The 13,443-nt window shown below is 71.2% G+C and carries 12 protein-coding genes; 4 read left to right on the top strand and 8 right to left on the bottom strand.

Annotated elements, in window-relative coordinates; all coding sequences use genetic code 11:
- Nucleotides 1–22: 22 nt before the first annotated feature.
- Nucleotides 23–1,057 (bottom strand): glycosyltransferase family 2 protein, encoded by a 1,035-nt coding sequence (locus tag N5875_RS23745; RefSeq protein ID WP_318210120.1) that lies wholly within the window; start codon nucleotides 1,055–1,057, stop codon nucleotides 23–25.
- Nucleotides 1,058–1,314: 257 nt separating this feature from the next.
- On the opposite strand from N5875_RS23745, the gene N5875_RS23740 reads away from it, so the two are divergent.
- Entirely contained in the window at nucleotides 1,315–2,700 is a 1,386-nt protein-coding gene (locus tag N5875_RS23740; RefSeq protein ID WP_338495774.1) for an LCP family protein, read from the top strand.
- A 21-nt stretch (nucleotides 2,701–2,721) separates the two neighbouring features.
- Here the strand turns inward: N5875_RS23740 and N5875_RS23735 are convergent, their stop codons facing one another.
- Nucleotides 2,722–3,255 carry an acyl-CoA thioesterase gene (locus tag N5875_RS23735; RefSeq protein ID WP_318210121.1) on the bottom strand — a complete coding sequence of 178 codons (534 nt, stop codon included), beginning with the start codon at nucleotides 3,253–3,255 and terminating at the stop codon, nucleotides 2,722–2,724.
- Nucleotides 3,256–3,385: 130 nt separating this feature from the next.
- Between N5875_RS23735 and N5875_RS23730 the strand changes: the two genes are divergently transcribed.
- Complete coding sequence (locus tag N5875_RS23730; RefSeq protein ID WP_338495773.1) at nucleotides 3,386–4,660, top strand: LCP family protein; 1,275 nt, start codon at nucleotides 3,386–3,388, stop codon at nucleotides 4,658–4,660.
- 67 nt (nucleotides 4,661–4,727) lie between these two features.
- Here the strand turns inward: N5875_RS23730 and N5875_RS23725 are convergent, their stop codons facing one another.
- Nucleotides 4,728–5,900 (bottom strand): acyl-CoA dehydrogenase family protein, encoded by a 1,173-nt coding sequence (locus N5875_RS23725; RefSeq protein ID WP_338495772.1) that lies wholly within the window; start codon nucleotides 5,898–5,900, stop codon nucleotides 4,728–4,730.
- Nucleotides 5,901–6,025: 125 nt separating this feature from the next.
- Between N5875_RS23725 and N5875_RS23720 the strand changes: the two genes are divergently transcribed.
- Nucleotides 6,026–7,351: a UDP-glucose/GDP-mannose dehydrogenase family protein gene (locus tag N5875_RS23720; RefSeq protein WP_338495769.1), complete on the top strand. Its 1,326-nt coding sequence runs from the start codon at nucleotides 6,026–6,028 to the stop codon at nucleotides 7,349–7,351.
- A gap of 79 nt (nucleotides 7,352–7,430) precedes the next feature.
- On the opposite strand, the gene N5875_RS23715 is transcribed toward N5875_RS23720, so the two are convergent.
- From N5875_RS23715 to N5875_RS23700, 4 genes are all read right to left on the bottom strand, one after another.
- On the bottom strand, nucleotides 7,431–8,372 hold the full coding sequence (locus N5875_RS23715; RefSeq protein WP_338495767.1) for a membrane dipeptidase: 942 nt from the start codon (nucleotides 8,370–8,372) through the stop codon (nucleotides 7,431–7,433).
- Between the two features lie 195 nt (nucleotides 8,373–8,567).
- The gene (locus N5875_RS23710; RefSeq protein WP_318210126.1) at nucleotides 8,568–9,773 is read right to left on the bottom strand and encodes a dipeptidase; all 1,206 of its coding nucleotides are present in this window, start codon (nucleotides 9,771–9,773) and stop codon (nucleotides 8,568–8,570) included.
- Complete coding sequence (purE, locus tag N5875_RS23705; protein WP_318210206.1) at nucleotides 9,770–10,267, bottom strand: 5-(carboxyamino)imidazole ribonucleotide mutase; 498 nt, start codon at nucleotides 10,265–10,267, stop codon at nucleotides 9,770–9,772. The genes N5875_RS23710 and purE overlap by 4 nt, the downstream gene beginning before the upstream one ends.
- 35 nt (nucleotides 10,268–10,302) lie before the next feature.
- On the bottom strand, nucleotides 10,303–11,442 hold the full coding sequence (locus N5875_RS23700; RefSeq protein ID WP_318210127.1) for a 5-(carboxyamino)imidazole ribonucleotide synthase: 1,140 nt from the start codon (nucleotides 11,440–11,442) through the stop codon (nucleotides 10,303–10,305).
- Nucleotides 11,443–11,632: 190 nt separating this feature from the next.
- Here N5875_RS23700 and N5875_RS23695 point away from each other — a divergent pair, with 190 nt between their 5' ends.
- Nucleotides 11,633–12,148 carry a GtrA family protein gene (locus tag N5875_RS23695; RefSeq protein WP_318210128.1) on the top strand — a complete coding sequence of 172 codons (516 nt, stop codon included), beginning with the start codon at nucleotides 11,633–11,635 and terminating at the stop codon, nucleotides 12,146–12,148.
- A 23-nt stretch (nucleotides 12,149–12,171) separates the two neighbouring features.
- On the opposite strand, the gene N5875_RS23690 is transcribed toward N5875_RS23695, so the two are convergent.
- On the bottom strand, nucleotides 12,172–13,443 hold the full coding sequence (locus N5875_RS23690) for an ATP-binding protein (RefSeq protein WP_318210129.1): 1,272 nt from the start codon (nucleotides 13,441–13,443) through the stop codon (nucleotides 12,172–12,174).

Raw genomic sequence — 13,443 nt, 5'->3', positions numbered from 1 at the left:
CGCCGTTCTCGTACGGGAGTCGTCAGACCGTCTCGGACTCGCCGGCCAGGACCGCCGGGCGGCGGCTCGCGATGACCTTCTTCGCCAGCGAGCGGGGGCTCGTCAGGAAGCCGTACCCCCACGACATGTGCATCGTCGCGAGTGCCACCGGGATCTGGAGGCGGGCCTTCAGCGAGAGGCCCTTGCCCGCGGGGAGCGAGCCGGCCGTGATCGCCGCGAGGTAGCCGGCCGGGATCACGAAGCCCAGCGGAGTGAGGACGGCGCCCACGACCAGGCCCGCGGCGATGGCGCACACGGCGGTCGGCGGGGCCAGGTAGCGGAGGTTGATCGAGCCCTGGTGGTAGCGGGCCACGACGTGGCGCCAGCGGCCGTAGTCCTTGTACTGCTTGGCCAGCGCGCGGACGCTGGGCCGCGGGCGGTACTGGACGCGCAGCTCGGGCGAGAACCAGATCAGGCCGCCGGCCTCGCGGATGCGGAAGTTCAGCTCCCAGTCCTGGGCGCGGATGAACTCCACGTTGTAGCCGCCCTGCTGTTCGAGCGCCTCGCGCCGGAACACACCCAGGTAGACGGTCTCGGCGGGGCCCGCCTCGCCGCCCGTGTGGAAGGCGGCGTTGCCGACGCCGATCTTCGAGGTCATCGCGGCGGCGACCGCGTCCTCCCAGGCGTTCTCCCCCTCGGCGTGCATGACACCGCCGACGTTCTGCGCGCCGGTCTCCTCCAGGAGCCGGACGGCCGTGGCGATGTAGTTCGGGGAGAGCATGCCGTGACCGTCCACCCGCACCACGATCGGGTGACGCGAGGCCTTGATCGCCGCGTTGAGCGCGGCGGGCGTACGGCCCGTGGGGTTCGGGACGGTCGTGACGCGGGCACGGGGATCGGACGCGGTCTCGGCGACGAGTTCGGCGGCGATCTCGTCGGTGCGGTCCGTGGACGGCCCGAGCGCGATCACCACCTCCATCTCGCCGTCGTACTCCTGCTCCAGGATGTGACGAACCGAGGTGCGCAGATACCGCTCCTCGTTGAGGACCGGCATGATCACGGAGACGGGGGGCAGCATGGTTCCTCGGGGGTTCGGGGGTCGCCCCCCGGAAGACAGCGGTTTTGCCCGCCACGTTACCGCGAACGGGGGACAGCGGGCGTGCCGCCCGGGTGGTGCTGCCTTGCGCTGATCGTATGGGCCTACCGTGCTCACGGTTCCCTTTGTCACACCCGCGGAGGTGTCCGTCCGTGCCCACACCGCCCCGCACGCCCCGTCCCCGGCCCGCCGCCCGTTCCGCGCCGGTCCGCCGGCGGCGGAGGCGCCCCCGGTGGGGGATGCGGATGGCGACGGCGCTGTCCGTGACGGTGCTCGCGGCGGGTGGGATCGGGCATGCGCTGGTGACCGGCCTCGACACCGGGATCACCCGGGTCGACCCCTTCAAGGACATGAAGAACCGGCCGCAGGCCGGGCACGGGATGAACGTCCTCGTCGTCGGCACCGACGGCCGGGACCGGATCACCCCCGAGGAGAAGGCGAAGTACCGGCTGGGCGGGGCGCCCTGTCACTGCACCGACACGGTGATGCTCGTCCACATCTCGCAGGACCGGGAGCGGGCGAGCGTGGTGAGCCTGCCCCGTGACTCGTACGCCGAGATGCCCGAGCACACCGATGTCACCACGGGCAGGAAGCACCAGGCGCATCCGGTGAAGCTGAACGCGGCGTACGCGGAGGGCGGGCCCTCGCTGACCGTACGGACCGTCGAGTCGATGACCGGCGTCAAGATCGACCACTATCTGGAGGTCGACTTCACCAGCTTCATGCGGACGGTGGACGCGGTCGGCGGGGTGCAGATCTGTACGACCCGGGCGGTCAAGGACTCCTACACCGGGCTCGACCTGCCGGCCGGCACCCACGAGCTGGACGGCGGGCAGGCGCTGCAGTACGTCCGCTCCCGGCACATCGACGGGGCCGCGGACATCGGGCGGATGCAGCGGCAGCAGCGGTTCCTGGCGGCGCTGGTCGAACGGATCACGAGTGGCGGGGTGCTGTTCAACCCGGTGCGGTTCCGTGAGGTCGCCACGACGATGCTGAGCTCCGTCCGGGCCGACGAGGACTTCGGTACGGATCAGCTGCTCGCCCTGTCCAAGGCGATGCGGGGCTTCACGCCTTCGTCGTCGGAGTTCGTGTCCGTGCCGATCGGGGACATGAGCTTTCCCGTGAAGGGGATCGGGTCGACGGTGAAGTGGGACGCGGCGAAGGCGCAGAAGCTGTTCCAGGCGCTGCGGGAGGACCGGCCGCTGGCCGCGTCGAAGCCGGGCTCCCCGTCCTCGGCGAAGGCGCCGAGGGCCGTGGTCGTGGACGTGGCACCGCGGACCGTGCGGGTGCAGGTCTACAACGGGACCCGGACGGACGGGCTCGGCCGGAAGGTCGACGACGCGCTGCGCGGGACCGGCTTCGACACCACCCGGACGCCGATGACCGGGACCGGGAAGGAGCGGGCGCGGACGCTGGTGGAGTACGACCCGCGCTGGGACCGCTCGGCGAAGACGCTGGTGGCGGCGCTGCCGGGGGCGGAGCTGAAGCCCGTGGCGGGGCGGGGCGGGACGCTGCGGGTGACGGTGGGGGCGGACTACAAGGGCGTGACGGCGGTACGGGCGGAGGAGGCGGGGAGGGCGGGGCCGTTCGAGGCGGTTACCGGGGACCGGGTGGTGTGTCCGTAGGGCCCCCGGCCGGTTCCGGGCTCAGTCCTCGTAGCCTTCTGCTGCGCGGCGTTCGCGGAGTTCCTTGATCGCTTGGCGGCGGGCCAGGCGGTGGGTGCGGCGGATCTGGGCTTCCTGGTTGCGGCGCTTGTCCTGTTCCGTTTCCGGGAGGACCTGGGGGACCGGGCGCGGCTTGCCGTCCGCGTCGACCGCGGCGAAGACCAGGTACGCGGAGCCGACCTGGGTCGCGGGCGTGGACTCGTTCCAGCGCTCCGCCAGGACCCGTACGCCGACCTCCATCGACGACCGGCCGGTCCAGTTCACCTGGGCCTTCACATGCACCAGGTCACCGACCCGTACCGGCTCCAGGAAGACCATCTCGTCCATCGAGGCGGTGACCGCCGGTCCGCCCGAGTGCCGGCCCGCGACGGCGCCGGCCGCGTCGTCCACCAGCTTCATGATCACGCCGCCGTGCACCGTACCGAGGAGGTTGGTGTCGTGGCTGGTCATGATGTGGCTGAGGGTGGTGCGGGAGGCGGAGGTGGGCTTGCCCGGGATATCGCCCTGATCTGTCATGCCCTCCACCATATGCCGGGTCCCTCGGCCGTCGCCGTTCGGTCCGCTTTGCATCAGCTTGGCAACAGCCCCGGTCCGTTCTTCCACCCGGCCTGTCGCCCGTCATGGCATGCCCGGCACACTGGTCCGCATGAATGACTGGCCCGAAGACGGCGGCTACGGCCGTGGCAACGCGAACTCCCAGCCCGAGGGACCTCGCCGGATGAGCCATGTGCAGCGCCCGCAGGTTCCGCAGCAGCCGCCTCGGCACGACCAGGGGTACAACCCGAACTTCACCCAGGCCCAGGGTTCCGGTTACGACTCCGGTTACAGCTCGGGTCAGGTCTACGGCGGCCCGCAGGGCGGCGGTCCTCAGGGCGGCGGGCGCGGCACCGTGCCCCCGCAGTACGCGCCGGGCCCCGGCGCCGGCGGCCCCGGCCGCCCCGCGCCGAACTGGCGCAAGCGCATCAAGGTCGGCTCGATCGTCCTGGTCGTCGGCGTCCTCGCCTGGGGCATCGGCACCTACGCCTGGGCCAGCTCGCAGATGCGCAACGAGGTCGATCTCTCCAAGGTCATCGAGCGTCCCGCCGAGGGCGACTGCACGACGTATCTGATCGTCGGTTCCGACAGCCGTGAGGGCATGTCCGCCGAGGAGAAGAAGAAGCTCCACACCGGCTCCGCCGCGGGCAAGCGGACCGACTCGATGATGATCCTCGCGGCCTGCTCCAGCGGGGACACGATGGTCTCGCTCCCCCGTGACTCCTGGGTGACCATCCCGAGCTTCGTCGGCTCGGAGTCCGGCAAGTCGTACCCGGCGCGTGGCGGCGCCAAGCTGAACGCCGCGTACGCGATGGACGGCCCCGAGCTGCTCGTGCGGACCGTCGAGTTCAACACCGGTCTGCGCATCGACCACTACGCCGAGATCGGCTTCGCCGGCTTCGCGAACATCGTGGACGCGCTCGGCGGTGTCGACCTCAACATCGAGAAGGGCTTCAAGGACAAGAAGTCCGGGGCGGACTTCCAGGCCGGTGAGCAGACCCTCAACGGTGAGCAGGCCCTCGCCTTCGTCCGTACCCGGTACGCCTTCGCCGAGTCGGACTTCGCGCGGACGAAGAACCAGCAGAAGTTCCTCGCCGCCCTCGCCAACCAGGCGGCGACGCCGGGCACGATCCTCAACCCGTTCACGCTCTACCCGACGCTCGGCGCCGGTCTGGACACGCTGATCGTCGACAAGGACATGTCGCTGTACGACCTCGGGAAGATGTTCTTCGCCATGAAGGGCATCAGCGGCGGCGACGGCAAGTCCATGAACATGCCGCTCGCGGGCCCGGCTCCGCAGAACTCCTACAAGTGGGACATGGCGAAGGTGAAGCAGATGGTCGAGCAGATCCGGAACGACGAGAAGGTCACCGTCGAGTCGAAGTGACCCCGTCGCCCGTACGACGGGAAAGGGCGCCCTTCCTGCTGTGCGGGGGGCGCCCTTCGCGTACCTCTTACGGGAGGTTGCGGGCCATGACGATGCGCTGGACCTGGTTGGTGCCTTCGTAGATCTGGGTGATCTTGGCGTCGCGCATCATGCGCTCGACGGGGTAGTCGCGGGTGTAGCCGTAGCCGCCGAGGAGCTGGACGGCGTCGGTGGTGACCTCCATGGCGACGTCGGAGGCGAAGCACTTGGCCGCGGCGCCGAAGAAGGTGAGGTCCTCCTTGTCGCCTCCGGCGGAGACGCGCTCGCTCTTCGCCGCGGCGGCGTAGGTGAGCTGGCGGGCGGCTTCGAGCTTCATGGCCATGTCGGCGAGCATGAACTGGACGCCCTGGAAGTCGGCGATGGGCTTGCCGAACTGCTTGCGCTCGGTGACGTAGCCCTTGGCGTAGTCGAGGGCGCCCTGGGCGATGCCGATGGCCTGGGCGGCGATGGTGATGCGGGTGTGGTCGAGGGTCTTCATGGCGGTGGCGAAGCCGGTGCCCTCGGCGCCGATCATGCGGTCGGCGGGGATGCGGACGTTGTCGAGGTAGACCTCGCGGGTGGGGGAGCCCTTGATGCCGAGCTTCTTCTCCGGGGCGCCGAAGGAGACGCCCTCGTCGGACTTCTCCACGACGAAGGCGGAGATGCCCTTGGAGCGCTTCTCCGGGTCGGTGACGGCCATCACGGTGTAGTACTCGGAGACGCCGGCGTTGGTGATCCACCGCTTGACGCCGTTGAGGACCCAGAAGTCCCCGTCGCGCACGGCGCGGGTCTTCATGCCGGCCGCGTCCGAGCCCGCGTCGGGCTCGGACAGGGCGTAGGAGAACATCGCGTCGCCCTTGGCCAGCGGGCCGAGGTACTTGTGCTTGAGCTCCTCCGAGCCGGACAGGATCACCGGGAGGGAGCCCAGCTTGTTGACCGCCGGGATCAGCGAGGAGCTGCCGCACGCACGGGCGACCTCCTCGATCACGATGACCGTGGCGAGGGCGTCCGCGCCGGCGCCGCCGTAGGTCTCCGGGACGTGCACGGCGTGCAGGTCGTTGGCGACCAGCGCGTCCAGGGCCTCCTGCGGGAACCGGCCCTCCTCGTCCACCGCCGCGGCGAACGGCACGATCTTCGCCTCCGCGAGCGCACGCACCGACTCCCGGAGCATGTCGTGCTCCTCGGAGGGCCGATACAGGTCGAAATCAGACGAACCTGACACTCTTACTCACTCCCACGCTGCTAACTACCGTTAAGTAACCCAAAGCGTAGGGCGTGACCCGGCCCCGGACCAGAGCACGACTATGCTCGGGCAGGCATTCCGCCCGACGTTCACTGGAGACCCGCATGGCCCTCAAGATCACCGTGATCGGCACCGGCTACCTCGGCGCCACCCACGCCGCGGCCATGGCGGAACTGGGCTTCGAGGTCCTGGGGCTCGACGTCGTCCCCGAGAAGATCGAGCTGCTGTCCTCCGGCCGGGTCCCGATGTACGAGCCGGGCCTCGAGGAACTCCTCGCGAAGCACGTCGTCGGCATCGAGGGTTCGAGCGGCCGGCTGCGGTTCACCACCTCCTGGGAGGAGGTCGGCGCCTTCGGCGACGTGCACTTCATCTGTGTGAACACCCCGCAGAAGCACGGCGAGTACGCCTGTGACATGAGCTACGTGGACGCCGCCTTCGCCTCCCTCGCCGGGGTCGTACGCGAAGGGGCCCTGGTCGTCGGCAAGTCGACCGTCCCCGTCGGCTCGGCCGAGCGGCTCGCGGACGTGCTCCCGCAGGGCGTCGAGCTGGCCTGGAACCCGGAGTTCCTGCGCGAGGGCTTCGCCGTGAACGACACCCTGCACCCGGACCGGATCGTCGTCGGCGTGCAAGGCGAGCGGGCGGAGAAGCTGCTGCGCGAGGTGTACGCCAAGCCGGTCGGCGACGGCTCGCCCTTCGTGGTGACCGACTTCCCGACCGCCGAGCTGGTGAAGACGTCCGCCAACTCCTTCCTCGCCACCAAGATCTCCTTCATCAACGCGATGGCCGAGGTCTGCGAGGCCGCCGGCGGCGACGTCGCCAAGCTGGCGGAGGCCATCGGCCACGACGACCGGATCGGGTCCAAGTTCCTGCGCGCCGGCATCGGCTTCGGCGGCGGCTGCCTGCCCAAGGACATCCGGGCCTTCATGGCCCGCGCGGGCGAACTGGGCGCCGACCAGGCGCTGACCTTCCTCCGCGAGATCGACTCGATCAACATGCGGCGCCGCGGCCAGATGGTCGAGATGGCGCGCGAGGCCCTCGGCGGCAGCACCTTCCTGGGCCGCCGGGTCGCCGTCCTCGGCGCCACCTTCAAGCCGGACTCGGACGACGTCCGCGACTCCCCCGCGCTGAACGTGGCCGGTCAGATACACCTCCAGGGCGGCCAGGTCACCGTCTACGACCCGAAGGGCATGGACAACGCCCGCCGCCTCTTCCCGACCCTCGGCTACGCGGAGTCCGCCCTCGACGCGGTGCGAGGCGCGGACGTGGTGCTGCACCTGACGGAGTGGCGCGAGTTCCGCGAGCTGGACCCGGCGGCGCTCGCCGAGGTCGCCTCCTCACGGGTGATCCTGGACGGCCGCAACGCGCTGGACTCCGAGCGCTGGCGAGCGGCCGGCTGGACGTACCGGGCGATGGGCCGACCGCGCGCCTGAGCCGCGGACATGAACGCGCCTGAGCCGCGGACATGAGGAAGAGGGGGCGCCGGTGGCGCCCCCTCTTCCGTTCCCGCGGTCAGGCCACCGCCGGCCTGATGCGGTTCGTCCGCGACAGGAACTCCGTCTCGCGCAGCACCCGCGTCACGTTGGCGTGCGCGAGGCCGACCAGCTCCTGGGCGGTCCAGCCCCGGTGGAGGAGCTCCGCGAAGAGCGGCACGTAGCCGACGGCCGGGGCGGTGGTGTGGGAGACGCCCACGCAGTGCGCGCCCGCCTCCTCGCGCACCCGGTCCAGGACGTCGGCGACGGCGGCCGGATCGTCGGTCACCGTGACCATGCAGACGGCGCCGTTCTCGCCGAGCAGGCCCACGACGTCGTCGGGCAGGTCCTCCGCGGCCGCCCTGGTGAGCAGGGCGGGGGCGCGGGTGACCGCGAGGGTGCGGCGGACCGTGTCCTGGTCGGCGCCGGAGAGGTCCACGACCAGGCCGATGCGGTTCATCTCCCGTACCGCCTCGCGGGCGAAGCGGTCGAAGCGGGTGAGGTTGACGGCCCGTACACCCAGGGCCTGATAGGCCCGCAGGGTCGCGGCGGAGGCGCCGAGCGCCGTCCAGCTGACCGGGCCGAGCAGGGCGGCGACGCGGCCGCAGTTGCGGGCGTGGGCCATCTCCGAGGTCGTGTGGGCGAGGCGCAGGTCCTCGGGGCAGGCGGCGACGAGCGCGCGGACGGCGTCGATGCGCCGAATGGTCCCGATGACGCCCGCCGTGTCTTCGCCGGGTTCGACGTGCAGCGACCAGAACTGGGCTCCTGCCTCCGCCGCGCGGACGGGCGGGAGGTCCTCCGGGTCGAGGGACCCGGGCAGTTCGGTGTGTCCCTCGACGACGGGCTGGGCGGCCAGGATGGCGTGGGCGCGGGACGTCTCGTCGAGCGGCGGGGGTGGCTCCGGAGGGTCCGGCTCCCCGGCGGAGGCGGCAGCGACAGGGAGGGTGGTGAGGGTGGGATGGTCGTCCAGCAGTTCCGCCATGGTCTTACTCCAACTCGGCGATGCAGTACCGCCCCGCCGAGTGCGGCGGGGCAGTACCGTCCACCGTGCCACCGGGCCCGTGCGGGGGCCCGGCGGGCTGAGCCGTCCGGGTGAACGCGCCGGTCCGGAGCCTGGCCCGGAGCCGGTCCGGAGCCTGGCCCGGAGCCGGTCCGGAGCCGGGTCGTCCACGCGCCGTCAGGCGCCCGGTGCGTCCAGGGAGTCGATCGTCGCGTTCGACGGCGCCGTACGGCTCCGCAGGTCGCGCGAGACCGCTTCCGCGTCGCGGAGGACGCGGACGGCGTTGGACCAGGTCAGCTTCGCCAGGTCCGGGTGGGACCAGCCGCGGTGCAGCAGTTCCGCGACCAGGTTCGGGTAGCCGGCGACGTCGTCCAGGCCGGCCGGGGTGAAGGCCGTGCCGTCGTAGTCGCCGCCGATGCCGATGTGGTCGATGCCGGCGGCCTCGCGCATGTGGTCGAGGTGGTCGGCGACCGTGGCGGCGGTGGCGATCGGACGCGGGTTCGCCTCCTCGAAGGCGCGGTGCAGCTTCATCGCCTCGGCGGTGGTGTCGAGGTGGTCGAAGCCGTGCGCCCGGAGGTTGTCGTCGGCCCGCGCGGTCCACTCGACGGCCGCGGGGAGGATGAACTTGGGCACGAACGTGGCCATCGCGACACCGCCGTTGGCGGGCAGCCGCTCCAGGACGTCGGTCGGGATGTTCCTCGGGTGGTCGCAGACGGCCAGGGCCGAGGAGTGCGAGAAGATCACCGGCGCCGCCGAGGCGTCCAGCGCGTCCCGCATGGTCGTCGCGGCGACGTGCGAGAGGTCGACGAGCATGCCGGAGCGGTTCATCTCGCGGACGACCGCGCGGCCGAAGGCGGAGAGCCCGCCGACACCGGGCTCGTCGGTCGCCGAGTCGGCCCAGTCGTTGTTGTCGTTGTGCGTGAGCGTCATGTAGCGCACGCCGAGGGTGTGCAGGGCGCGCAGGGTGGCGAGGGAGTTGTTGATCGAGTGGCCGCCCTCGGCGCCCTTGAGGGAGGCGATACGGCCCTGCTCGCGGGCCGCCTCCATGTCGTCGGCCGTCAGGGCCGGGGCGAGGTCGCCCGCGTACCGCTCCAGGAGCTGGTCGACGACGTCGATCTGCTCCAGGGTCGCGCTGACCGCGTCGTCGCCGGCCAGCCGGCAGGGCACGTACACCGACCAGAACTGGGCGCCGACCCCACCGGCCCGCAGCCGCTTGAGGTCGGTGTGCAGCGCGCCGGTCTGGTCCGCGCCGATGTCCATCCGGTCCAGGTCGTAGCGGACGTGCTCCCGGAGCGCCCACGGGAGGTCGTTGTGGCCGTCGACGACGGGGTGGCCCGCGAGCAGTTCGCGGGCCTCCGCCAGACGGTCCGCCGCGGCGCTCAACTGCCGAAGCCGAAGGAGTCGGCGCCCTCGACCTTGGCTCGCAGCCGCTTGCCCTTCTCGGTCGCCTGGTCGTTGAGCTCCTGGAGGAACTCGTTCATCCGGGCGAGGAGGGCGGCGTCGTGCGCGGCGAGCATCCGGGCCGCGAGCAGGCCCGCGTTGCGGGCGCCGGCGACGGAGACCGTGGCGACGGGGACGCCGGCCGGCATCTGCACGATGGAGAGCAGCGAGTCCATGCCGTCGAGGTACTTCAGCGGCACCGGCACGCCGATGACGGGGAGCGGGGTGACGGAGGCGAGCATGCCGGGCAGGTGGGCGGCGCCGCCCGCGCCCGCGATGATCGCCTTCAGGCCCCGGCCCGCGGCCTCCTCGCCGTACGCGATCATCTCGCGCGGCATCCGGTGCGCGGAGAGGACGTTGACCTCGTAGGGGATCTCGAACTCGTCGAGGGCCTGCGCGGCGGCCTCCATGACGGACCAGTCGGAGTCGGATCCCATGGCGATGCCGACGACGGGGGAGGTGCTGTGGCTGCTCACTCGGTGATCGTTCCTCGCAGATAGCCGGCGGCGTGACGCGCGCGCTCCAGCACGTCGTCCAGGTCGTCGCCGTAGGTGTTGACGTGCCCCACCTTGCGGCCGGGCTTCACGTCCTTGCCGTACATGTGAATCTTGAGCTGTGGGTCCCTCGCCATGCAATGCAGGTACGCCGCGTACATGTCGGGGTAGTCACCGCCCAGGACATTGCACATCACGGTCCACGGGGCGCGCGGGCGCGGATCGCCGAGCGGCAGGTCCAGGACCGCCCGGACGTGGTTGGCGAACTGCGAGGTGATCGCGCCGTCCTGGGTCCAGTGGCCGGAGTTGTGCGGGCGCATCGCCAGTTCGTTGACGAGGATGCGGCCGTCCGTGGTCTGGAACAGCTCGACGGCCAGGTGGCCGACGACGCCGAGCTCCTTGGCGATGCGGAGGGCGAGCTCCTGGGCCTGTCCGGCGAGCTCGCCGTCGAGGTCGGGCGCCGGTGCGATCACCGTGTCGCAGACGCCGTCGACCTGCCGGGACTCGACGACCGGGTAGGCGACGGCCTGGCCGTGCGGGGAGCGGACGATGTTCGCGGCGAGCTCGCGCGTGAAGTCGACCTTCTCCTCGGCGAGGACCGGGACACCCGCCCGGAAGGGATCGCGGGCGTCCTCGGGCGTACGGACGAACCAGACGCCCTTGCCGTCGTAGCCGCCGCGCACCGTCTTGAGGATGATCGGGAAGCCCCCGACCTCGGCGGCGAAGGCCGCCGCGTCCTCGGGGTCCGCCACGATGCGGTGCCGGGGGCTGGGCGCGCCGATCTCGTCGAGCTTCGCGCGCATCACCCCCTTGTCCTGGGCGTGCACCAGCGCGTCGGGCCCGGGGCGGACGGGGATGCCGTCCGCTTCGAGGGCCCGCAGGTGCTCCGTGGGGACGTGCTCGTGATCGAAGGTGATCACGTCACATCCGCGCGCGAAGTCACGCAGCGTAGCCAGGTCGCGATAGTCGCCGATGACGACCTCGCTCACCACCTGCGCCGCGGAGTCCTGCGGGGTGTCGCTGAGGAGCTTGAACTTGATGCCGAGGGGGATGCCCGCCTCGTGGGTCATACGGGCGAGCTGACCGCCGCCGACCATACCGACTACCGGGAACGTCACCCTCTTAGGGTATCCGCACCATCCGGGAACACTCGTCCGGCTGTGGTTTGGCACAAGAGCGACGGGGTGGCGGGGAGCCGGTTCGCCGGCTGTTTCCCCGGTACACGGGCGGGTGACAGGAGCGCTGGTTAGCATGGTTGGGTTGACGTCACCCGGACGTCATCCGGACGGACGGGACACAGCCATCACCATGAGTGAACCCGGCGCGCTGCGCACGCGACTCGACCGGCTCGCCCGGGAGGTCGCCAAGTTCGGGGTGGTGGGCGGTCTGGGCGTCCTGGTGAACCTCGGCGTCTTCAACATCGTCCGGGGTGCCACGGACATCCCGATGGTCCGGGCCAGCCTGATCGCGACAGTCGTCGCGATCGTCTTCAACTACGTGGGGTTCCGTTACTTCACGTACCGCGACCGGGACAAGTCCGGGCGCACCAAGGAGATGTCGCTGTTCCTGCTGTTCAGCGTCGTCGGCATGGTCATCGAGAACGGTGTGCTCTACGCGGCGACGTACGGCTTCGGCTGGGACGGCCCGCTCGCGAGCAACTTCTTCAAGTTCTTCGGCATCGGGATCGGGACGCTGTTCCGCTTCTGGTCGTACCGCACGTGGGTGTTCCGCGCGCTGCCGGCGAAGGAGGCGGTGCAGACCGCCGAATCGTTCCTGGAGCAGGCGCCGCGGCAGGCGACCCGACGGCAGCCCGACCGGGTCTGACCCACCCCTCCCGACCTGCGCTTTTACCGTACGGGACGGTCCCGGTGCTTGTCCGCGACGCTGCGGACCTCCCGGCTCAGGAACAGCGCGAAGACCGCCGGCTGCTGCTGGAGCAGCTCAAGACGGCCGCCGTCCGCCTCCGCGAGGTCGCGGGCGACCGCCAGGCCGATGCCCGTGGAGCTGCGGCCGCTGACGGCCCGCTCGAAGATCCGTGCGCCGAGGTCCGCCGGGACGCCCGGCCCCTCGTCGGTGACCTCGATCACCGACTGGTTGCCGGTGACGCGGGTCCTCAGGGCGACGGTGCCGCCGCCGTGCATGAGCGAGTTCTCGATCAGGGCCGCGAGGACCTGGGCGACCGCGCCCGGCGTGCCGACGGCCCGCATGCCCTGCTTGCCCGAGTGGACGATGGCCCGCCCCGCGCTGCGGTAGGCGGGGCGCCACTCCTCCAGCTGCTGTTTGATGACCTCGTCCAGGTCGAAGGCGACGGCGGAGCCGGTGCGGGGGTCGCGGGAGTTCGTGAGCAGCCGCTCGACGACGTCGGTGAGCCGCTCGACCTGGGTGAGCGCGATCGTCGCCTCCTCCTTGACCGTGTCCAGGTCGTCGGCGAGCGCCACCTCCTCCAGGCGCATGGAGAGGGCGGTGAGGGGCGTACGGAGCTGGTGCGAGGCGTCCGCGGCCAGGCGTCGCTCGGCGGTGAGCATCCGGGCGATGCGCTCGGCGGAGGCGTCGAGGACGTCCGCGACCCGGTCCAGCTCGGGCACCCCGTACCGCTTGTGCCGGGGACGCGGGTCGCCGGAGCCCAGCCGCTCGGCGGTCTCGGCGAGGTCCGTGAGGGGGGACGTGAGCTTGTTGGCCTGCCGTACGGCGAGGAGGACGGCGGCGACGACGGCGAGCAGCGCGACCGCACCGATGATCATGAGGGTGCGGCCGACCTCGGCGGTGACCACCGAACGGGACTCCTCGACCACCACGGTCTCGCCGCGCTCGCCCTCGGCCAGGCCCCGTGTGACGTCGCCCTCCGGGCGGGTGCCGATCTCGATCGTGTCGCGGCCGGGGATGTGGATCTGGGCGTACCGCTTGGCGCCGCTCTGCTCGGACAGGATGTCCGGGTTCACCGGCTCGCCGCCGATGAGCCGGCTGTCGACGATGGAGACGATGCGGAGCGCCTCCAGGTCCACGCTCTCCTGGGCACTGCTGGAGATGGTGCGGGTCTCGACGATGACGAGGGAGACACCGAAGACGGCGATGACGACGAGCACGACGGCGAGCGTGGAGTTGATCAGACGGCGACGCAT

This window comes from Streptomyces sp. SJL17-4, assembly GCF_036826855.1.
Lineage (GTDB): Bacteria > Actinomycetota > Actinomycetes > Streptomycetales > Streptomycetaceae > Streptomyces.
This window is presented reverse-complemented; position numbering and strand designations above follow the sequence as displayed.

Coding starts and splice junctions, on each gene's coding strand:
- N5875_RS23690 (WP_318210129.1), bottom strand. CDS start 13,443: ATGCGTCGCCGTCTGATCAACTCCACGCTCGCCGTCGTGCTCGTCGTC.
- N5875_RS23720 (WP_338495769.1), top strand. CDS start 6,026: ATGGCCCTCAAGATCACCGTGATCGGCACCGGCTACCTCGGCGCCACC.
- N5875_RS23735 (WP_318210121.1), bottom strand. CDS start 3,255: ATGACAGATCAGGGCGATATCCCGGGCAAGCCCACCTCCGCCTCCCGC.
- N5875_RS23730 (WP_338495773.1), top strand. CDS start 3,386: ATGAATGACTGGCCCGAAGACGGCGGCTACGGCCGTGGCAACGCGAAC.
- purE (WP_318210206.1), bottom strand. CDS start 10,267: ATGGGATCCGACTCCGACTGGTCCGTCATGGAGGCCGCCGCGCAGGCC.
- N5875_RS23695 (WP_318210128.1), top strand. CDS start 11,633: ATGAGTGAACCCGGCGCGCTGCGCACGCGACTCGACCGGCTCGCCCGG.
- N5875_RS23745 (WP_318210120.1), bottom strand. CDS start 1,057: ATGCTGCCCCCCGTCTCCGTGATCATGCCGGTCCTCAACGAGGAGCGG.
- N5875_RS23740 (WP_338495774.1), top strand. CDS start 1,315: ATGCGGATGGCGACGGCGCTGTCCGTGACGGTGCTCGCGGCGGGTGGG.
- N5875_RS23715 (WP_338495767.1), bottom strand. CDS start 8,372: ATGGCGGAACTGCTGGACGACCATCCCACCCTCACCACCCTCCCTGTC.